Annotated in this window: 18 protein-coding genes and 2 pseudogenes; 3 read left to right on the forward strand and 17 right to left on the reverse strand. The window is 30.2% G+C overall.

Translation table 11 applies throughout. The features are described from left to right. Positions 1–88: 88 nt before the first annotated feature. The 3 genes from kdsA (at position 89) to lgt (ending at position 3,018) form a co-directional block, all read left to right on the forward strand. The gene (kdsA, locus tag HW276_RS08980; RefSeq protein WP_178938213.1) at positions 89–925 is read left to right on the forward strand and encodes a 3-deoxy-8-phosphooctulonate synthase; all 837 of its coding nucleotides are present in this window, start codon (positions 89–91) and stop codon (positions 923–925) included. A gap of 35 nt (positions 926–960) precedes the next feature. Further along, positions 961–2,049 (forward strand): alanine--glyoxylate aminotransferase family protein, encoded by a 1,089-nt coding sequence (locus HW276_RS08985; protein ID WP_178938214.1) that lies wholly within the window; start codon positions 961–963, stop codon positions 2,047–2,049. Between the two features lie 72 nt (positions 2,050–2,121). After that, a complete protein-coding gene (gene lgt / locus HW276_RS08990) occupies positions 2,122–3,018 on the forward strand; it encodes a prolipoprotein diacylglyceryl transferase (RefSeq protein WP_178938215.1) in 897 nt (298 codons plus the stop codon). 101 nt (positions 3,019–3,119) lie between these two features. Here lgt and HW276_RS08995 read toward each other — a convergent pair whose 3' ends face one another. The 17 genes and pseudogenes from HW276_RS08995 to wzy form a co-directional block, all read right to left on the reverse strand. Further along, a complete protein-coding gene (locus tag HW276_RS08995) occupies positions 3,120–3,698 on the reverse strand; it encodes a helix-turn-helix domain-containing protein (protein ID WP_178938216.1) in 579 nt (192 codons plus the stop codon). A 53-nt stretch (positions 3,699–3,751) separates the two neighbouring features. Beyond that, positions 3,752–4,426 carry a hemolysin III family protein gene (locus HW276_RS09000; protein ID WP_178938217.1) on the reverse strand — a complete coding sequence of 225 codons (675 nt, stop codon included), beginning with the start codon at positions 4,424–4,426 and terminating at the stop codon, positions 3,752–3,754. 271 nt (positions 4,427–4,697) lie between these two features. Continuing rightward, positions 4,698–7,151, reverse strand: a complete 2,454-nt coding sequence (locus HW276_RS09005; RefSeq protein ID WP_147004229.1) for an LptA/OstA family protein — start codon at positions 7,149–7,151, stop codon at positions 4,698–4,700. Between the two features lie 17 nt (positions 7,152–7,168). Beyond that, entirely contained in the window at positions 7,169–9,748 is a 2,580-nt protein-coding gene (mutS, locus tag HW276_RS09010; protein ID WP_255460426.1) for a DNA mismatch repair protein MutS, read from the reverse strand. Positions 9,749–9,830: 82 nt separating this feature from the next. Next, positions 9,831–11,078 carry an RNA-guided endonuclease TnpB family protein gene (locus HW276_RS09015; RefSeq protein WP_178938218.1) on the reverse strand — a complete coding sequence of 416 codons (1,248 nt, stop codon included), beginning with the start codon at positions 11,076–11,078 and terminating at the stop codon, positions 9,831–9,833. 576 nt (positions 11,079–11,654) lie between these two features. Next, positions 11,655–11,744 (reverse strand): annotated as a pseudogene (locus HW276_RS11975) (hypothetical protein); the annotation flags it as partial. A 66-nt stretch (positions 11,745–11,810) separates the two neighbouring features. Continuing rightward, the gene (locus tag HW276_RS09025) at positions 11,811–12,995 is read right to left on the reverse strand and encodes a CDP-glycerol glycerophosphotransferase family protein (protein WP_178938220.1); all 1,185 of its coding nucleotides are present in this window, start codon (positions 12,993–12,995) and stop codon (positions 11,811–11,813) included. 16 nt (positions 12,996–13,011) lie between these two features. Continuing rightward, a complete protein-coding gene (locus HW276_RS09030; protein WP_147004232.1) occupies positions 13,012–13,845 on the reverse strand; it encodes a glycosyltransferase family 2 protein in 834 nt (277 codons plus the stop codon). Between the two features lie 32 nt (positions 13,846–13,877). After that, entirely contained in the window at positions 13,878–14,651 is a 774-nt protein-coding gene (locus HW276_RS09035) for an endonuclease/exonuclease/phosphatase family protein (RefSeq protein ID WP_178938221.1), read from the reverse strand. A gap of 101 nt (positions 14,652–14,752) precedes the next feature. After that, positions 14,753–15,229, reverse strand: coding sequence for a hypothetical protein (locus HW276_RS09040; RefSeq protein ID WP_255460427.1), 477 nt, complete (start codon positions 15,227–15,229; stop codon positions 14,753–14,755). A 29-nt stretch (positions 15,230–15,258) separates the two neighbouring features. Continuing rightward, positions 15,259–16,506, reverse strand: coding sequence for an RNA-guided endonuclease TnpB family protein (locus HW276_RS09045; RefSeq protein WP_178938222.1), 1,248 nt, complete (start codon positions 16,504–16,506; stop codon positions 15,259–15,261). A 231-nt stretch (positions 16,507–16,737) separates the two neighbouring features. Continuing rightward, entirely contained in the window at positions 16,738–16,923 is a 186-nt protein-coding gene (locus tag HW276_RS09050) for a hypothetical protein (RefSeq protein WP_005899771.1), read from the reverse strand. Positions 16,924–16,930: 7 nt separating this feature from the next. Continuing rightward, a complete protein-coding gene (locus tag HW276_RS09055; RefSeq protein ID WP_080680096.1) occupies positions 16,931–17,047 on the reverse strand; it encodes a MarR family transcriptional regulator in 117 nt (38 codons plus the stop codon). Positions 17,048–17,116: 69 nt separating this feature from the next. Further along, a pseudogene (locus HW276_RS09060) lies at positions 17,117–17,464 on the reverse strand (glycosyltransferase family 32 protein); the annotation flags it as partial. Next, positions 17,451–17,933, reverse strand: coding sequence for a GNAT family N-acetyltransferase (locus HW276_RS09065; RefSeq protein ID WP_178938223.1), 483 nt, complete (start codon positions 17,931–17,933; stop codon positions 17,451–17,453). The gene HW276_RS09065 and the pseudogene HW276_RS09060, both read right to left, overlap by 14 nt. Before the next feature lie 21 nt (positions 17,934–17,954). After that, positions 17,955–18,899 (reverse strand): hypothetical protein, encoded by a 945-nt coding sequence (locus tag HW276_RS09070; RefSeq protein ID WP_178938224.1) that lies wholly within the window; start codon positions 18,897–18,899, stop codon positions 17,955–17,957. A gap of 16 nt (positions 18,900–18,915) precedes the next feature. Beyond that, positions 18,916–20,328 carry an O-antigen polysaccharide polymerase Wzy gene (wzy, locus tag HW276_RS09075; RefSeq protein ID WP_178938225.1) on the reverse strand — a complete coding sequence of 471 codons (1,413 nt, stop codon included), beginning with the start codon at positions 20,326–20,328 and terminating at the stop codon, positions 18,916–18,918. Positions 20,329–20,385: the final 57 nt, after the last annotated feature.

Raw genomic sequence — 20,385 nt, forward strand, 5'->3', positions numbered from 1 at the left:
AAGGAATTATTTAGAAAAAAATTAGCAAAAAAAGTAATATTGTGATAAAATAAATTATATGAAAAACTTTTTAGAAAGGATTCAGATTATGCTAATAGATAAAGTAAAAAAAGTTAAAATTACTGATGATATTACAATTGGCAATGATAAGATTTTTTTGATTGCAGGACCTTGCGTGATTGAATCGGAGGATCTGGTTATGGAAGTGGCTGGGAAAATGAAAGAAATTACGGATAAATTGGGTATTCAATATGTTTTTAAGGCTTCATTTGACAAGGCTAACCGGTCTTCAATTTCATCCTTTAGAGGACCTGGACTTGAAAAAGGGCTCGAAATTTTATCAAGAGTCAAGTCTAAATATGGCGTTGCCCTTGCAACTGATATTCATGAACCTTATCAATGTAAAGAAGCTGCCAAAGTAATTGATCTTTTGCAAATTCCGGCTTTTTTATCGCGGCAAACTGACTTGCTTATTGCAGCAGCTGAAACTGGAAAAGCTGTAAATATTAAAAAAGGACAATTTTTAGCACCTTGGGACATGAAAAATGTTGTCAAGAAATTTCAAGAAGTTGGAAACGACAATATAATGCTTTGCGAACGTGGAGCTTCATTTGGATACAATAATCTTGTTGTAGATATGCGTGGACTTTTGGAAATGAGAAAATTTGGATATCCAGTTGTATTTGATGCAACACATTCGGTACAAATTCCAGGCGGTCAGGGAGAAACTTCAGGCGGTAACCGAGCTTATGTTTATCCACTTGCAAGGGCGGCTGTATCTGTAGGAGTTGACGGAATTTTTGCAGAAGTACATCCTGATCCCGACAAAGGACTATCTGACGGGCCAAACATGCTAAAATTAGATAATGTTGAAGAAATTTTAACAAAACTTTTAAAATATGATAAATTAACAAAAGAATTATAAAAAAATAAAAAATATAAACTTTAGGAGGAAAATTTATGAGTTCAAAATTATTATTAACACCTGGACCAACAAATATACCAGAAGAATATCTAGAAATTTTAGGAAGTGACATTATTCATCACAGAACACCTGAATTTAGAAGAATTATGAAGGAAAACAATGAAAACTTGAAAAAAGTATTCAAGACAACACAAAATGATGTTGCTGTTCTAACTTCTTCTGGAACAGGTTCAATGGAAACTGCCATTGTAAACTTTTTCTCAAAGGGAGATAAAGTTTTAGCTGTAAATACTGGATATTTCGGTGACAGATTTAGAAAAATTGCAGAAATTTATGGCTTGAATGTAATTAATTTACAATATGAATTTGGAGAAAGCTATAAATTAGAAGATGTTAAAAAAGTTATTTCAGAAAATCCTGATTTAAAGGGAATTTTAGCTACTCATAGTGAAACTTCAGTTGGAATTTTAAATGACATAAAATCACTTGGAGATTTGACTAAAAACACTGAAATTTTATTAGTAGTTGACACAATCAGCGGACTTGTAGTAAATGAGTTCAACTTTGATGAATGGCATGTTGACGTTGCAATTGCAGGAAGCCAAAAGGCATTTTTAATACCTCCAGGTTTAGCTTTTGTAGCAATTAGCGACAAGGCGAAAAAAGCGATGGAAACTTCTGATCTGCCAAAATATTACTTTGATTTGAAGCAATATGTAAAATATTTTGAAGAAAAAGGAGAAACACCTTATACTCCAGCAATCGCACTAATTCTAGCATTAAATCAATCATTGAAGGATTTAGTCAAAAATGGAATTGAAAACACAATAAAACAAAAACACGACTTGAGAAAGTATGTGGAAGAAAAAGCAGAAAAACTTGGATTTAAATTATTAGTTAAAAACGAAGAAAATAGAACAAATACATTAATTTCTGTTTACAGAGAAGGAATCATAATAAAATCAATTATTGATGCTCTTGAAGAAAAGGGTTACACAGTTACAGGCGGAAAGGGTAAATACGCTGAAAGCCTTATGAGAATTGGTATTTTAGGACAAATTTCCAAAGAACAGATTGATGACTTCTTTGTTATTTTTGAAGAAGAATTAAAAAAACAATTATAAAATTAAAAAAATAGGGGCTTGTTTTAAAAAAAATTAGAAGCCCTTATTACATAATATTGAAAAGGAGCGTAGATGAGACCATATTTATTTAAAATTGGAGGCTTTGAACTTAGAATTTACAGCTTAATGTATATTTTGGCCTTTCTTTTTGGAATGTTTATCGCACTTGCAGATGATGTTGCTGAAAAAAGAGGAGTTGATGATCGAAAAATTATTGAAGATTTTGCATTTACAACGATAGTATCGGGATTGATTGGAGCAAGATTATATTATGTTATTTTTAAATTTGCCGATTATATTGGAAATCCTTTATCCATATTTTATATCTGGGAAGGCGGCCTTGCAATTCACGGCGGAATTATTGGAGCATTTATAGGTGCCTGCTATTATGCTAAAAAAAATAAAATGAACTTATGGGTACTTACAGATATGGCTGTTGGACCTTTATTATTTGGACAATTTTTAGGAAGATTTGGAAACTTGGCAAATGGTGAAGTTCACGGAGTTCCTACATTTACTCCGCTTAGCGTAATTTTTTCAGGAAGATTCAATGAATGGTGGATAAAATACCAGTCAATGAGCACTGCAGCACAAGCCCAATTTAAGCAGGTTGTACCTTGGGGATTAGTTTTTCCATTAAATACGCCAGCTGGTTCAGAATTTCCAAATTTGCCGTTACATCCTGCTATGCTTTACGAAGCATTTTTAAATTTAATCGGATTTATAATTCTTTGGTTTTATTTTAGAAAAAAAGAATATAATCCTGGAGTTTTATCAATGATTTATTTAATTATGTATGCGATTATAAGAACATTCGTAAGTACATTTAGAGCAGAAGACTTATTAATTTTTGGAATAAGACTTCCATATTTAATAAGTATAGCTATGATTATTGTTGCAATTATTGGAATAAAATTCTTTAGCAGTCCAGAAAGAAAATTTGTACCTGTTAAAAGTGAAGAAAAATAATAAATTATACTAAATTTCATAAAATAGAATAATATAAATAAAAAACTGTCATTTTCACCTTTATCAATGAATTTGACAGTTATTTTTTTAGATATTTAATATTATTTCTTTGCTTCATCAGATTCTTTTTTAGTTTCAGAATGTCTTTTCCCACGGTTGTCAGCCAATGCATCAATTCCGCCCTTTTCATATTTCTTTACCCATGAATAAATTTGCTGATATGAAATTCCAAATTTACGGATAGTTAAATTATAGTCATGATTATTATTTTGACAAAATTGAACAGCTTCAACTTTAGCTTCGATAGTCTTTCTTACGTGTTTCTTTAATGATGATACTTTTCCATTTTCATCAATACTTCTTCTATAATCTCTAATCCAGTAATTTAGCACACTTACAGAAGCAATATCGTATTTTTTACAAATTTCAAATAACGAACCTTCATTATTTAAGTAGCTTTTAACAGCTTTATCTTTAGTTTCACGAGAGTAATGTCTATTTTTATCTTCAACTTTTATACTTTCTTCACCTATTTCAAGATATTTTTTCTTCCATGTCATTAATGATGACTTCGCAACATTGTATTCCTTTGACAATCCTTGAATAGTCCCTTTCCCTTCCAATATCATTTTTACGAGTTCAATTTTTAGTTCATTAGATACTTTTGATTTTCTTCCCATTAAATTACCCTTTCTAAAATAAAATATACATCCTTTATTTTTTATTTTTTTAATTATATTAAATAATACACAGCTAGAAAATGTGAAATACTTCCCAGAATTACAAAAATATGCCATATCATATGATTAAACTTACAGATTTTCCACGAATAGAAAATTGTTCCAAGCGAATACAAAACTCCGCCTAAAATCAAATAGATTAATGAAACTCTATTTATATTATTTATTAAATCATTCCAGGCAAATACAATCATCCAGCCCATTATTAAATAAAGCAATGTTGAAAACAATTTGAATTTACCGGTAAAAAATACTTTAAACACAATTCCCAAAATACAGACTACCCATTGAATTGTCAATATAATTTTATTCATTGGAGAATTGACAACTAAATATAGAAATGGAGTATAAGAAGCCGCTATTAAAATATAAATTGCCGAATGATCAAAAATTTCAAATATTGATTTGGCTGTTCCTGGCTTTAATCCGTGATATATAGCCGACATTGTATACAAAACTATCAATCCAAAGCCAAATGCCATAAAGGATATTATCGTTCCAGCATCACGTGTCCAGCTAGCACGTATTGTCAATATTAAAAAAGCCAGAATTGCTAACCCTGCTCCTACAGTATGACTTACAAAATTAGCAATTTCTTCCCCGTGTGAAAAATTTTCTGCCTGTTTATGTATTTCATTTAATATATTTTTTTTAGTTTTTTTATTCATATTTTCCCCCTTAAATACAAAAACATTTTATATAATTTTAAAGTTATTTACAGTAATATACAATCTAACTTTTTTAAAATTAAATAAAACATAATTAATTCTGAAATACTTGTAGTTTTTTATTTCATAAGTAAAATTATTCTCATAATTTATTATAACAGATGTTTTAATTATATTCAACTAAAAATCTGATTATTATTATATTTTTTTTGTATTTTAAAAAATTAAAAAAGTGAGTTTTTTTATTTGACTCACTTTTAATAAAAATCATTTAAAATTGTTGACGATAGGAAGCACCACCGTATCTTAGCGTTGCCACATTTCTGTCTCCATTTTTGCTCCAAGATATTGGTATATCTATTGTTCCTTTATTTACATTTACTCTAACTGATGAAGGCAGATTTTCTCCATCTTCTGGAACATAAATATTGCTTGCTGCCCTTACCAGCATTTCATGGGCTGATTCTGTCGGAACACTTACACTAAAGGTTTTTTCCGCTGTATTTGATCCAGCTGTTGCAGTTGCAGTTAATGTTGCCCCTTTACTTCCACCACCATAAAATTGCTTATTGACTCTTCCTGACACTGAATATAAGCTTGAATTTGAAGAATGCCATCTTATTGTAACTGGAACGCCATTTGAGGCAGTCATTGATTTCGGAAGGCGACCTCCTTCAGAAACTGACAGCTTGCCTATCACTTCTTGAACCGCTTCAGAATTTCTAGGATCCGATCTTCCTGGAATTTCATTGCTATTACCGTTAATGCTATTATTACCATCATTATTCTGAACTTCATATCGCATTTGGATATTTCCTTCATTTTCAAGAATTTTTTTATCCATATCGTATATTGCATTTTTAGATGAAATCTGATTTTTACCTTGATAAGTTACTACATTTCCATTTAATTTTATCTTTTTGTCCTTCAGATAAATTGTAGCCTTATCAGCACTTGTATTAATTGTCTTAAATTGCGGCAATGTACTTACGATCTTTACATTATTTCTAGCATATCCTTCCTGCTTATTCATATCCATATACAAATAATTTGCAGTCATTTTAGTATTATTCTTAAAGTCAACCATAACTTTATCTCTTGCAAGTATGAGGTTTCTTCTTGAATCCATTTCATTATATTGGGAATCCAAAGTAATATCTTTATATGTCATACGTACATTTTCCTTAATTTCACTACGTGTAATACTCATATTACTTCCATTTTTATGGGAAACAAAATAAACTTTTGCAGTATTTCCGACAAAATGTACTGCTTCTGATTCCACAAGCGGTCTTGGATCATGTATCAAATCCTTTACATTACCTCTAATTTTTCCTTTTACATGTCCATCAAACCTAAATTCCTTTCTCTCAAAACTTCCCTGTCCAACATCAGATGAAATTTTGTCCCCTTGAACACTTGTCATTTCCATTTTATTTGCAAAAATATCTTTTGAAATTGTATTCATTTTTCCGTTTGCACCATGAACATTAAAGTTTTGTTTCTTTACATTAAAAGGTCCATTCATAGTAGCATTTCCTGTAGGAAAAACATACACAAGCCCTGTTCCATCCATTTTATAATCATCATAATTAGCAGTATAATAATCACTTGTAGTCATAGTGTGCGTTTTCAAATCATAAACTCCACTTCTATAAGTTCCTGTCGTTCTTCTCGGCAAGTAATTATAAGTACCATTTCCATCACCAGTTATTATATTGGCAACTTTATCATAAAAAACATGATCTCCTGTAATTATCATAGTTTTTCCCGTATATCTAACATGTCCTCTTCCATCAACTTGTTTCTTGTCAACAAGATAAACAGCGCTGTCTCCTGTAATTACACTTTCCTTGCTCTTATAAACAACATGTCCATTTCCATTAATTTGTTTTTTCTTGATGAAATATACGGCACTGTCTGCTGTAATTACACTTTCTTTCCCTGTATAAACAACATTTCCAAAACCTTCTACTCTTTCATCATCACCATTCATATAATAATCCGCCTTTTGAGCATCCAGCTTGCTTTCAGGAGAAGTGTAATGCACATGACCTTCTGCATTTCCTATTTTATTAATGTCATCATATCGCATCTTATCTGCTGTAAGCATTCTTTTAGTTTTTTCTTCCTTATAGACAACATGACCTTCTGCAAAACTTACCTTTGTCGGATCATTATACGTAATCTTATCTGCTGTCATAGTTTTTTTGTCTTTTTTATTATTATATTTTGCATGCCCTGTCGCTACAATCGTTTCAAACTTCGTTGTCGTTTCAACTTTATCCGCTTCAGAAAAAGTATCGTCAAAGGTATTTACCAGTTTTGTTTTTACTGGTGAAATTAGCTGATCTCCCTGTTTTTTATAATCTACCCGTTCTGTATAAATTTCCCACTTTCTGTCCTTTGTTGTACCAACAACTTTTTTCATCAATGAAACATCAAGCGTCTTGGTATTTACAATCCCTTCTTTCCCGGAAATTACCATCTGTTTTTTTACAAGATCCACGATTACATTTTTAAACCTGATGACTTCATCTCCTTCAGATCCAATTTGCTCATCAGCATAAACAATCGCTTCATCCCTTAACCTGTACACAACCTTTTTAGCCTTCATATCCTTTTGCATCTGATCAAGCGGTGCCGGAATTTTTTTAAAGAATACCGCATATATAAAATATATCAGTATTAATATAAGCCCTCCATAACCTATTTTCTTCCACATTATTTTTTTCTCCTATTTTAATTATCTTTTTTCATATTTTCCTTCAGTTCAAACAAAAATTTCATCGCATCCATCGGCGTAATATTATTTATATCATAATCTTCTATCTTATTCACAATTTCTTGCAAACTTTCCTTCTCTTTTTCAATTTGCAACAATTTTTCCTCATAGAACTGATTATTTTCAATATTTTCAGAATCCTTTTCAGTTTCCTCAAAATCATCTTCAAATTCTAAATTTTCACCAAAAAGCGAAAGCTGGCGAACATCCACAGTTTTCTCAATAAGCTCCTTCTTCTGCTCCAGCCTTTTTAAAATTTTCCTGCTTTCAACAAGTATCTCCTTTGGAAGTCCAGCCAATTTTGCCACTTCAATCCCATAAGACTTATCCGCTCCACCTTTCACAATATTTCGTAAAAACATTACTTTTCCCTGTTTTTCATCCACTTCTATCCGGTAATTTACAATATGTGAAAATTTATTTTCCAAATCAGTAAGTTCATGATAATGTGTTGCAAAAACTGTCTTAGCACCGATTTTATCGTGAATATACATTGAAATGGCAGTCGCTATGGAAACTCCATCGGTTGTGGAAGTTCCACGTCCAACTTCATCTAATATAATAAGACTTTTTTCAGTCGCATTGTTCAAAATGTTGGAAACCTCGCTCATTTCCACCATAAACGTACTCTGCCCAGTCAAAATATCATCAGAAGCCCCAATTCGCGTCAAATACTTATCTATAATCGACAACCTCGCCTTTCCAGCAGGCACAAACGAACCGATTTGAGCCATTATGGAAATTAGTGCAATTTGCTTCATATACGTTGATTTTCCTGACATATTAGGCCCTGTCAGCACGACAAAGCTTTCTTTTTCAGTAAAAATCGTATCATTTGAAACATAATCTGTCCTTCCAATTAATTTTTCCACAACCGGATGCCTTCCATCCACAATTTCAAAGGAATATTCTTCACTCATTTCAGGTTTCACATAATCATTTTCAATGGCATTCACTGCAAAAGACACCATCACATCAATATATGCCAGCCTTTCCGCTAATTTTGACAAAATTTTCCGATGCTCTTTTACTTTCCTGCTAACTTCCTTAAATAAATGATATTCCAAATCTTCGATTTTTGCTTTAGAATTTATTATCGTATCCTCATATTTTTTCAGCTCAGGCGTAATATACCGTTCTGAATTTGAAAGTGTCTGCTTTCTTATGTAATGCTCTGGCACCATATTCAGATTTGACTTCGTAATTTCAATAAAATAACCAAAAACTTTGTTGAATTTTATTTTCATATTTCTAATTCCAGTCGCTTCTCTTTCCCTTTGCTCAATATCCAGCAAAAAGTCCTTCCCGGAATTCATAATATTTCTAATTTCATCCAATTCCTGACTGTACCCAGATTTTATAATTCCGCCTTCCCTCACAGAAAACGGTGCATCTTCATTTATACTGTCATCAATTATTTTATAACACTCAAACAAAATATTTACATCTATACTCTTAAAAAAATCAGTATTTTCCAAAATTTTCATTATTTCAACAGCGGATTTTATTGTCTTTTTCAATGCCGTCAAATCTTTCCCATTTTCACTCCCAAAGATTATTTTCCCCAGAAGCCGCTCCAGATCATAAATATCTTCAAGTTTCTCCCTCAAATCTTCACGAATCAAGATATTATCAATAAAATACTGAACATCCTCCTGCCTTTTCTTTATTTTATCAATATTCAAAAGCGGATTATTTATAAATCTCTTTAATAGCCGTGTTCCCATCGAAGTTTTACACTCATCCAGAACCCACAAAAGCGACCCATACACAGTTTTTTCTCTCTGATTTTTCAAAAGTTCCAAATTTCTGCTTGTAATCGCATTTATTTCAGCATAATTGGAAATATTAACAAACTCAATTTTCTCCACAGTCAATTCATGCTCAACCTGCATAGTAGCCACATAATCAAGCGCCATTGCAGCAGCTCCAATTATCCCTTTTTTATCCTTAATTCCATAACTTTCCAGCGACACAATCTCAAAATACTCCATAAGATATTTAGCACTATCCCGAACTTTATTCACAAAAGTCACAACAGAATCATTTTTTTGTAAAAAATCATCTAACTTTTCCTTAATTTCCCCATAAAAATCCTCTGTTACAAGCACTTCCTTAGGCTCAATCTTATTGACTTCATTAAATAATTTTACAAAATCATCATCCTTTTCAACTTCCGTTACCTTAAACTCCCCAGTCGTTATATCAATATACGCAACTCCAAGTTTATTTTCAACTTTCAAAATACTCATCAAGTAATTATTGCTCTTGGCATCAAGTGCCTCCACATCCACAACTGTCCCTGGCGTTATAATCTTCACAACTTCCCGTTTTACAATTCCTTTTGCCATCTTCGGATCTTCTGTCTGCTCACAAATCGCAACTTTATACCCTTTTGAAACAAGTTTTGTTATATATGAATCTGCCGAATGAAACGGAATCCCCGCAAGCGGAACATCTGCATTTTTTTCCTTATTTCTCGAAGTAAGGGTAAGTCCCAACTCCTTCGACGCCTTTACCGCATCCTCAAAAAACATCTCCTGAACCTCCCACGATTAAAGTCACAGGGTTCTAAAATCTTTAAAAATATTCAAAAATTTTCTAAGAAGTTTGATAGCTTTACACTACCCTTATTCTTTTAGGTGTGTTCAGCTCACCTCTATTGTATAGGATACTTAAATCCACAACTTTACTTTTTCTTAATATATTTAATGCTCCATTACAATCTGCATTTAATTGATAGCCTTTACTTGTCTGATATAGTCCTCTTTTTATCCTTTTTCCACTGAATATATATTCTTTTTGATTTTCTTTATCATATATTGGAATCTCATCTCCATCAAAGAAACTTGCTTTCGATGTATAACTTTCTTCTTGCAGTTTAAATTCTATTCCATATAGTTTACATAGATATATTAATTTACCTCTTAATTTTCCATATGGTATATTTACAAAGTTTTGATTATTTATACTTCCTATATTTGAATTTCTTTGAAAATCTTCATTATATCCTAGAACTATTTTCCCTATATCATTATTAAGACAATAATTTATTATTATTCTTGCTGCTTTTGAAAGATAATCATTTATACGATTATTTCTCTTTCTAGTTATTCTTTTTTGTCTTAATGTTGTTCGGGAGGTCTTTTGCTTATCTTTTATACTTTGTAATTTTGCATTTATCTTATTATAGTATTGATTTATTGATTTTAATTTTCTACCATCTATTATGAATGATGCTCCATTATTAGTTACACAAGTACAAAGATTATCTATACCTAAATCAATCCCTAGTGCATTGTTTTCATTTAATTCCCTTTGAACTTCTTTTACTTCGTAAGTATATTGAATTTCAAAGTACCTAGAGTGCTGTTTGGGTATTATTCTAATTTCTTTTATCTTCTTGCCTTTTAATACTGGTGGCAGCTTAATTTTAACTTCCTGATGAGTTTTCTTAAACGAATTTGAATAAGGAACTATCAGCATATCATCTTTTAATCTTACAAAACCTATAACAAGAGTTGTAAATCCATCTTTATCAAGATATTTAGGTAATTTTATATCTTTAAAATTATATTGACCATTCTTAGCAAGTTTTAAAAGTCCAAAAAATGATTTGAAACTTCCGTCTGCTTCTTTTAGAATTTGTTGAGCCATATTAGAATTTAATTTCTTATAGTTCTCACTATTTTTAAGCATTTTATAGTTTTCATTATAACTTAAATACTTTTTCTTATTAAAATAATACTGTCTAATATTATATATAGCTTCATTAGTTAAGTTCTTAGCTATATGAGATAAATATTTTAAATTCCTAAACTCTTTTTTACTAAGATGTTTTACCTGCTGTTTTAATGTTAAATACATATATAATCACCTCCTTTTCATCAGAGATATTATACCATGTATTCTACATTTTATCTGTCAAAAAAGTAATATTTTTTAAATATTTTTAAAGTTTTTAAAACCCCACAACAGTGGGAAGCGTCGTTCACATAAGTACGCTACTACTTACGCAGTTCTCTTATGAACTTCTTGTTATCTCTAACAAGCACAGACTATATCTTATCCATATCCTGTTTCAAGGACTTAGGCGAAACCACTTCCAATACCTATCGCTTGTATTGTACTCCCCTCACGAGGGATAGTCGTTGAACTTTCCTTTTCAGGATTAGCTGCTGATTGTCTATTATCATAATGTTTAGGATTTAACCTTGCACCATCTAGTATATTTTTTCTGCTTTCGCCACCATCACACTTATACCATATATTATTACCTAGGTATTATGTTGTGGTTATACCAGCTTTAAGAGTTCCCAGCAATTCAGTTTCTTTGTTGCACGGTTTTGCTCCGTGTCTACATACAAGTTTCCCTATATGCTTACTAAAATTTTCGTGCAGTTCATCTCACGACTAAAGTTGCGAGTGTTCTTGCACTATTTAATAAAAATCACCCAATCTAAAAAACAATATAGAATCCTCAAAATTAGATTTTATCTCCTTATATTGCTTCATAAGCGGTGTATCTGCCATCGTTATTTTACCTCTGTTCTATCTTTATTTTTTAAATTTATTATACTTATTTTTTTATATCAATTTTCAATTTATCCTTTTTAAAATTTCACTATAAACTCTTTCACAATTTCCTTTATCCACATACTTCAAGAACTTCTCTCGTAATTTATCAGATTTCTGTTTCATATCCTTATCATAATGAAAATTATTTTCAGAAATCTCAATAATTTCCTCTACACATTTTTCCACAGTTTTAGCCTGCTTTCCAAACAAATCCTTATCTAAATCCACATAAGATCCAACTTTTTCTTCATATTCACGTTTATCAAACTGGAAGAAGATAATTGGCTTGTTTAGATAATAAAAGTCGTAGGCTACGCTTGAATAATCTGTTATTAATAACTTTGATTTTTGAAGTTCCTCAGTTATATTTACTTCTTTTGGAAGTATTCTTATATTTTTTCCAAGTTTTATATTTCCAAAATTTTTTAAATGATCCTGCATTAATTGATGAATGTAGACATTTAATTTAATATTATTTCTTTCCAGATAATCATTTAATTTTTTATCTGTAATTAAATTTGAGATATTCTGAAAATATTTTGTATCTTCAAATTTTTGATTTTCTGATTTTAGCCAGTTTCGCCAAGTTGGCATAAAAAATATTTGTTTTTCAGCGATTTCCAAGTTATATAATTTGTCATATCTTGGATAACCTGTTATAACTGCTGTTTCTTTCGGCACTTCCCACCAGACTTCTGTTTTCACTTTTCTTTCAAATTCTGAGTCACAGATATTTAAATCATAGGATTTTACAAGGGCTTCTGCCACTTTTGCCGTCTTTGGATTCATCGCCTGACGTACTTTAAAGCCTACTGTTCCGTGATTTAGAAATACTTTAAATATTTTTTTGTGAAATTTGTTTATTAACGGCACTACAAAAAGGTACGGGGCAATATCTGCAGAAATTGAATGGGAAAATAACGCAACTTTTGCATTCATAAAATAAAGGTAGCTCTTTACACTTCCTTTTATCAGTTTTTCTCCTGGAATTTTTTTAGCAATTTTAGCATTTTTATTTATTACCCAGTATACTTCCTCCTGCTGTTTTGACCGTAAATATTCATACATCGCACGTCCATTATCCACAAAAAGCTCTCCTGCATTTCCGCCCACAAGCCAAATATTTCTATTTTTGAACTTGCCTTTGTTAAATGGATAAATAAGATAAGCTATTATCATATTTATCAAGCATTTTACCTTATCCATATTCTTCTCCTATTTTTTAAATTTCATATTTTGTATATCCAACTTTTCTGCCTTTCATCACAACTTTATGATATTTTTTATTTTTTGTAATAATCGTTCCGACAAAACTTCTAAATTGCCGTTTCCAGTATTTCAGAATGTAAAATTTGTTTTTTCTGCCCTTTACTTCCTTTTTTACCAATGCTCCAAATCCCAAAGCATATTTATAGGCACGTTCAAGGTCACTGTAATTTCCTTTTTTAGCTGGATGAAAAATTATGTCGTTTGCAAAATATCTTCCCTTGTAGCCCTTATGAAGCAATGTCAACACATAGTCAGTCTCTTCCCCACTTCCAAAAGTTGCACCAACTCCTAAACTTTCATCAAATAAAATAATGTCATCTTTTTTATAATTCACAAAAAAAGTTATAGACTTCACAGTTTTATCCACATTATTCTTGGCTATTTCCATATCTTTTTTTTCCATAACACCTGTTCCATAAGTTTTCCCACGTTCAAGTGTACGGCATGAATAAATTCGATAATCTTTCTTTTTTTCAAAAAAAGCAACAACTTTTTCCAATGTGTCAGGCTGATACTCACAGTCATCATCAGGAAATCCCACAATTTCCCCTTCCATAAGCACAAGCCCTCTATTCCTGTTTAAACTAAGCCCTTTTTCATCACTTTTCGCATATTTTATCTTAAATTCCTCTTCATAATTTTTTACAATTTCAAAAACTTCATTTCCTTCATTCTGATCCACCACAATTAGTTCAAAATCCCTATAAGTCTGTGTTTTCAGACTTTTCAAAAACAATTCAAGTTCAGTTGTGACATTAATTGTCGGCATTACAAGGGAAACCTTCATATTTTATATCTCCTTTTATTTTTTTTAATTTTTTATTTTATATCCACAGTTGTTATATATGGAAGATGATCCGATAATTTTGTCCAGTCTTGAGTTGCATCGTTAATAAAATAGCTAGATTTTACCTTCCATTTTTTAGACTGGTTTCCAAAAATATAGTCAATTCTTGGATCTGAAAGCGATCTCACACCGCTAAAATTAGCTTCCATATATGTATCTCTCCAGTCCTTTGTCATTTGGCTATAATATTTTGTTGATGGCAAAAAATTAAAATCTCCACTTATGAATTTTACATCATTTTTATCAAAAAATTTCGTAAGCAAATCAATTGATGCCATTTCTTCAGGCTTTATATTTGGCTTAAAGTCCAAATGCGTATTCATCACCAGAACTTTTTCTCCAAAAGTCTTTTTAGAAAGTTCCGCAACAATAAGCTGTCTTTTTTCCACGCCTTCCGATGGCAATTCATAAGTATATATTTTTTCAAGCGGATATTTTGAAATAAATGAAATTCCATATTCTCCGCCATCATAATCTCTAGATTTTTTAAAAAAGTAATAATCATATCCCAAAACTTTTGCAATATCAGATGTCACATCCTTAAAATTGCTTCTCTTTGTAAATTTATCAACTTCCTGAAGCGATATAAAATCAGGTGCATACGGCTTTATGCTTTCTCCCAATTTCTGTCCGTTTGTAAGCCTTGCCCCATAAATATTATATGTCATCATCTTAAATTCTTTTGCCCAACTAACAGTCGCCCCACAAATCATAAGCGACAATAATACTTTTTTTAATTTGCTCATTTTTCTCTTGTTTCTCCTAATCCTTTGTTTATTGTATAAATATTTCATTCCATTATATCACTTTTTTAAGTATCTACCAACTTTATTTTTTCCTTTGTATTTTATTTATGTTTTTCCTTCAAATAATACCTAGCAATTATCCTAGCCCTCTTCATTAACTTTTTTACTCCCGACAAATGCTTCGCTTCCAAAAACAGCCTTGCCTTCAAGCTGCTCCAGCTGTCATTCCACCAATGTATCCCATAAGTTTCAGATTTTATGCAGTCATCTGCATATTTTTCATGAAACCCGTAAGGATAAAAATATTCTTTCGGAAAAATCACTATTTTCCCATCTTCCAATAAATTTTCTCTTTTCTCGCTCAAATTATATTTTTTCTCAAAAACATACGTAAATATTTTGGGAATCGTCCAAACTGGCTTTTCCCAAATCTCTTTTTCATAAAACTCTTTAATATCCTTCAGCACTTCATTATGCTTCGTTGTCCCAAAAATCCCAACACTTATATGCTTTTCATCTTCATAACCTCTGAACCTCCCACGACTAAAGTCGCAGGGTTCTAAAATCTTTAAAAACATTTAAAAATTTTCTAAGAAGTTTGATAGCTTTACACTACCCTTATTCTTTTAGGTGTGTTCAGCTCACCTCTATTGTATAGGACGCTTAAATCCACAACTTTACTTTTCCTTAATATGTTTAATGCTCCGTTACAATCTGCATTTATGAGTTTACCTGCACTTGTTTGATATAGTCCTCTTTTTATCCTTTTTCCAATGAATATATATTCTTTTTGATTTTCTTTATCATATATTGGAATTTCATCTCCATCAAAGAAACTTGCTTTTGATGTATAACTTTCTTCTTGCAGTTTAAATTCTATTCCATATAGTTTACATAGATATATTAATTTATCTCTTAATTTTCCATATGGTATATTTACAAAGTTTTGATTATTTATACTTCCAATATTTGAATTTCTTTGAAAATCTTCATTATATCCTAGAACTAGTTTTCCTATATCATTATTAAGACAATAATTAATTATTATTCTTGCTGCTTTTGAAAGATAATCATTTATGCGATTATTTCTCTTTCTAGCTATTCTCTTTTGTCTTAATGTTGTGCGGGAGATCTTTTGCTTATCTTTTATACTTTGTAATTTTGCATTTGTCTTGTTATAGTATTGATTTATTGATTTTAATTTTCTACCATCTATTATGAATGAAGCTCCAGTATTTGTAACACAAGTACAAAGATTATTTATGCCTAAATCAATTCCTAGTGCATTGTTTTCATTTAATTCCCTTTGAACTTCTTCTACCTCATAAGTATATTGAATTTCAAAGTACCTAGAATGTTGTTTTGGTATTATTCTAATCTCTTTTATCTTCCTGTCTTTTAATACTGGTGGTAGTTTTACTGCGATTTCCTTATGTGTCTTTCTAAATGAATTTGAATAAGGAACTATCAGCATACCATCTTTTAATCTAACAAAACCTATAACAAGAGTTGTAAATCCATCTTTAGCAAGATATTTAGGTAATTTTATATCTTTAAAATTATATTGACCATTCTTAGCAAGTTTTAAAAGTCCAAAAAATGATTTGAAACTTCCGTCTACTTCTTTTAGAATTTGTTGAGCCATATTAGAATTTAATTTCTTATAGTTCTCACTATTTTTAAGCATTTTATAGTTTTCATTATAACTTAAATACTTTTTATTTTCAAAATAGTATTGTCTAACATTATATATAACTTGATTCTTTAAATTCTTAGCTATATGGCACAAATATTTCAAAATTTTAAATTCTTTTTTACTAAGATGTTTTACTTGTTGTTTTAATGTCAAATACATAGATATCACCTCCTTTTCATCAGAGATATTATATCATGTATTCTACATTTTATCTGTCAAAAAAGTAATATTTTTTATTTATTTTTAAATATTTTTAAAGTTTTTAAAACCCCACAACAGTGGGAAGCGTCGTTCACATAAGTACGCTACTACTTACGCAGTTCCCTTATGAACTTCTTGTTATCTCTAACAAGCACAGACTATATCTTATCCATAGTGTATCTCAACACCTTAGGCGAAACCACTTCCAATACCAATCGCTTGTATTGTACTCCCCTCACGAGGGATAGTCGTTGAACTTTCCTTTTCAGGCTTAGCTGCTGATTGTCTATTATCATAATGTTTAGGATTTAACCTTGCACCATCTAGTATATTTTTTCTGCTTTCGCCACCATCACACTTATACCATATTCTCACTTAAGCATTATGTTGTGGTTATACTAGCTTTAAGAGTTCCTAGCAATTCAGTTTCTTTGTTGCACGGTTTTGCTCCGTGTCTACATACAAGTTTCCCTATATGCTTACTAAAATTTTCGTGCAATTCATCTCACGACTAAAAGTCGCGAGTGTTCTTGCTTTATTTAATAAAAAAATCCATTTTTTTTAATTTCTCATTTTCTGGATTTTTAAAAAAAGAATCTTTTTCTTCTAAAATCGGTGTCAAATTTTTAATTATTTCCATATCTGTATCAACATAAATTCCCGAATTTTCATACATAAAATGCACTCTCATATAATCTGAAACATAAGCCCAAAGCCTTCTTTCATAACATTCACGGAAAAATCTATTTTTCGCAAGATGTTTTTCCATGTCAAAATTTTTCTCATTTATCTCTATAATTTCAAAATCAGGCAAATTCTTTTTCCAAGATTCCAAACATTTATAGAAAATATCAGGCTTTTTGGCATTTCCAACCCAGACATAATATATTTTTTTTCTATCATCATTTTCTCCTATTTTTCAACTTTTTTCTAATCATCATATACTTTTTCATCGGATTTTTAGTAATATTCACAACTTTAAATCCCACTTTCTCATACAATTTCTTTGCCCCCACATTATAATCAAACACATTTAACGTAATAGAATTTACATTCTTTTCTTGAAAAATCAAACTTATAAATTCCAACAAAGCCCTTTTTCCAAGTCCTTTTCCAGCAAGTTCAGGATTAATCAAAAATCGCCCAATATGAATATTATTCATTTCTTTTCGTATTTTCTGAATAATCCCCACAAATTCATTTTCACAAAAAATCGAGTAAATATCCTTCAAATCATCAATTTGGCTTTCTGTAAGCGGAAAATCAAGGCTTTTTCCAGCCCATTGCTCAAGAAAATCCTTTCCCTTTTCATTAGTCCATTTGACTATATCATTTTTATTATTGTCATTTATTCCGTTTATTATTTTTATATTTTCTACTTCCATCAACGTTGAACTCCTATTTTTCTACACCAACTCATACTCAATTCCATTAACAATACAAAATTTCACTATTTCTCCATAAAAAGTTTCATAATCCTCATTTTTAAACTCTGAATTTTTAGAAGTAATTAGTGTATAAATCTTTTTTTCATTATTTCCAAAAATTTTTAACATTCTGTATCCAAAATCTATTGTTCCACTTTTTGTATTCGGACTTGTAATCATCAACTTTTTTATATCATACTTACTATATTTTTCATCATCAATACTTATAAAATTATTAAATATTTTTATAACTTTCGGTGTATAAATTTTCATCCTAATTAAAGAAATAATCTCCAAAATAATAGCACCAAAAGTAATAATTATCAAAAAATATTTCCAAAAAATAGAATCAGAAGAGAGCATTTTAACTATTATCAAAGTAAAAATTACCCCAATAGCATTATTTTTAAAAATATCTTTGAATTTTTCTAGAAGTAATTCCTTTTTTGGAATTTCAAATACTGTATCTTCAATTTCCTTTTTTTCAAGTTGAAATTCATAAATAATTTTTTCAAGTTCTGAACAATTTTTCTTTCCAAACAAATAAATTGGAATATTACAACAATCTATCTCTAAATATTTAATATTTTCATAAAACCAGCTACTGCCATTAAATACTCTAATCTTATCTTTTTCTATCTTTCTGCTCCAAACTTTCTTTCCTCTATAATATGTCAAAATACCATTAGATATTACAACTTTTTTATTAAAAATATAAATAGACAAAATTATAAATGCTATAATTGAAAGCAAAGCAATTAAAAAATATCCTAAAAATATTTCTTTTTTTGAAGTTAAAAACTGAGAAGATATTATTATTCCTTGATAAATAATTATTGCCGGAACACAAACTATTCTACATAATATTTTCAATTCTTCTACCCAATGAACTTTAAATACTTGCTCTTTTTTGCCCAACTTCACTCAACTCCCTAAAAAATCAAATCAGTTCCTTCTTTTCCTCAATCTTCCTGTACATATAGTCAAAGCTAAAGACTAGAACGTAAACTGCAATTAGCATTGCCATATTTTTTATTAATCCTTCTCCAAAGAATGAACCTCTTGGGATGTAAAATAAATTTGGGATAAAGTAATAACTTGTTAATAATAAAAATCTATTTTTTACAACATATTTTTCATACTTTATAATTGCAATTCCAAGTAAAATTGAAATTATAATTAACCAGATATATCCTAAATCATACATTTCAGCGATGTAATTTGAACCGATTCCTTCACCTTTTAAATAAGCTCCTGAATTTAGGTAATATGTTAATCTGTCTGCAAGTGAATTTGTTGTTTCAAGAGTTTCAAGCGACTGTGGTTGGAATCCTAACAGTCCCTGCAAAATGTACGGATAGCTTCCATGTCCGACAATGTTATGCTTGAAGTTAATTGTGTAGCCTAGGACAAGGTAGCTTACACCTTGAGAAAACAGGAAATTATAAATTGTGTTTATTAAATCTAAACTGAATATTTTTTTACTTCGGATAGATACTAGAATTTGTGAGAAAATCACTGTAAATCCTACTAATTTTACCATTGTCTTGGCTTTTATCCTGATTCCATAGACTTTTGCATAATACCACATTATAAAAAGCAGCTGTGTCAAAAATATTGCTCTTGCCCCCTTGAATGAATCCAGCAGTTTTACCATAAGATAAAGGGAAGAAATTGTCAAAAATTTTCTTTTGGATGGAATAGAAATTAAAAATATTAAAAATCCGATTGTCATTACTGTTCCAGAACCTTTTGTAAATGCAGGATAATCGACACCCTTTAAAATTCCAGTATAATAAGCCTCATATCCAGCATGTAATATTACTCTTAACTGTATGAACATTTTGTAGGCTAAAGCAGGCAATGAGATTATAAATAAAGCCATTCCAATATCTGTAAACATTCTTCTGCTTTCAAGCGTTATGCTGCTTCTTATTTCACTAATTTTTTCATTTGAAATTCCAATAAAAAATCCCAAATGTGTAAACAATAAGACAAGTAAAAAAACTGTTATTATCTCATTTCTCACATCATAATAAAAGTAAAAGTTAGCAAACTTCGTAGCCCATCCAAATTCCTTATAATTCACAATATCCAGAAATATCCTTGTAAAATTAAACAAAAACAGCGTATACAAAAAAATCATATACGAATTTAACCACTCTAAATAAATTTTTGCCGTAAAAAATGTATAAATATACACTCCCATAAGCAGATATTCTAAAAATTTCATTTCCAATGCATCATTTGGAAAAGTCACCACACTTTTTAAAAATAGCACAAATGCAATAACAAACATATGAAATATTAAAAATCCAATTCTATCTTCTTTTATAAGATTACTACTTTTCATCAATTTACCTCTATTTTCATTTTTTTCTTTTATACTCAAATCCTTTTAATATCAATC

It is taken from the genome of Leptotrichia sp. oral taxon 417 (assembly GCF_013394865.1).
In the GTDB taxonomy this organism is placed as follows: domain Bacteria; phylum Fusobacteriota; class Fusobacteriia; order Fusobacteriales; family Leptotrichiaceae; genus Leptotrichia; species Leptotrichia wadei_A.

What these genes read in the sequence shown, in the direction of transcription:
- kdsA (WP_178938213.1), top strand. Translation starts at nt 89, where the DNA reads ATGCTAATAGATAAAGTAAAAAAAGTTAAAATTACTGATGATATTACA.
- HW276_RS08985 (WP_178938214.1), top strand. Translation starts at nt 961, where the DNA reads ATGAGTTCAAAATTATTATTAACACCTGGACCAACAAATATACCAGAA.
- lgt (WP_178938215.1), top strand. Translation starts at nt 2,122, where the DNA reads ATGAGACCATATTTATTTAAAATTGGAGGCTTTGAACTTAGAATTTAC.
- HW276_RS08995 (WP_178938216.1), bottom strand. Translation starts at nt 3,698, where the DNA reads ATGGGAAGAAAATCAAAAGTATCTAATGAACTAAAAATTGAACTCGTA.
- HW276_RS09000 (WP_178938217.1), bottom strand. Translation starts at nt 4,426, where the DNA reads ATGAATAAAAAAACTAAAAAAAATATATTAAATGAAATACATAAACAG.
- HW276_RS09005 (WP_147004229.1), bottom strand. Translation starts at nt 7,151, where the DNA reads ATGTGGAAGAAAATAGGTTATGGAGGGCTTATATTAATACTGATATAT.
- mutS (WP_255460426.1), bottom strand. Translation starts at nt 9,748, where the DNA reads ATGTTTTTTGAGGATGCGGTAAAGGCGTCGAAGGAGTTGGGACTTACC.
- HW276_RS09015 (WP_178938218.1), bottom strand. Translation starts at nt 11,078, where the DNA reads ATGTATTTAACATTAAAACAGCAGGTAAAACATCTTAGTAAAAAAGAG.
- HW276_RS09025 (WP_178938220.1), bottom strand. Translation starts at nt 12,995, where the DNA reads ATGGATAAGGTAAAATGCTTGATAAATATGATAATAGCTTATCTTATT.
- HW276_RS09030 (WP_147004232.1), bottom strand. Translation starts at nt 13,845, where the DNA reads ATGAAGGTTTCCCTTGTAATGCCGACAATTAATGTCACAACTGAACTT.
- HW276_RS09035 (WP_178938221.1), bottom strand. Translation starts at nt 14,651, where the DNA reads ATGAGCAAATTAAAAAAAGTATTATTGTCGCTTATGATTTGTGGGGCG.
- HW276_RS09040 (WP_255460427.1), bottom strand. Translation starts at nt 15,229, where the DNA reads ATGTTTTTAAAGATTTTAGAACCCTGCGACTTTAGTCGTGGGAGGTTC.
- HW276_RS09045 (WP_178938222.1), bottom strand. Translation starts at nt 16,506, where the DNA reads ATGTATTTGACATTAAAACAACAAGTAAAACATCTTAGTAAAAAAGAA.
- HW276_RS09065 (WP_178938223.1), bottom strand. Translation starts at nt 17,933, where the DNA reads ATGGAAGTAGAAAATATAAAAATAATAAACGGAATAAATGACAATAAT.
- wzy (WP_178938225.1), bottom strand. Translation starts at nt 20,328, where the DNA reads ATGAAAAGTAGTAATCTTATAAAAGAAGATAGAATTGGATTTTTAATA.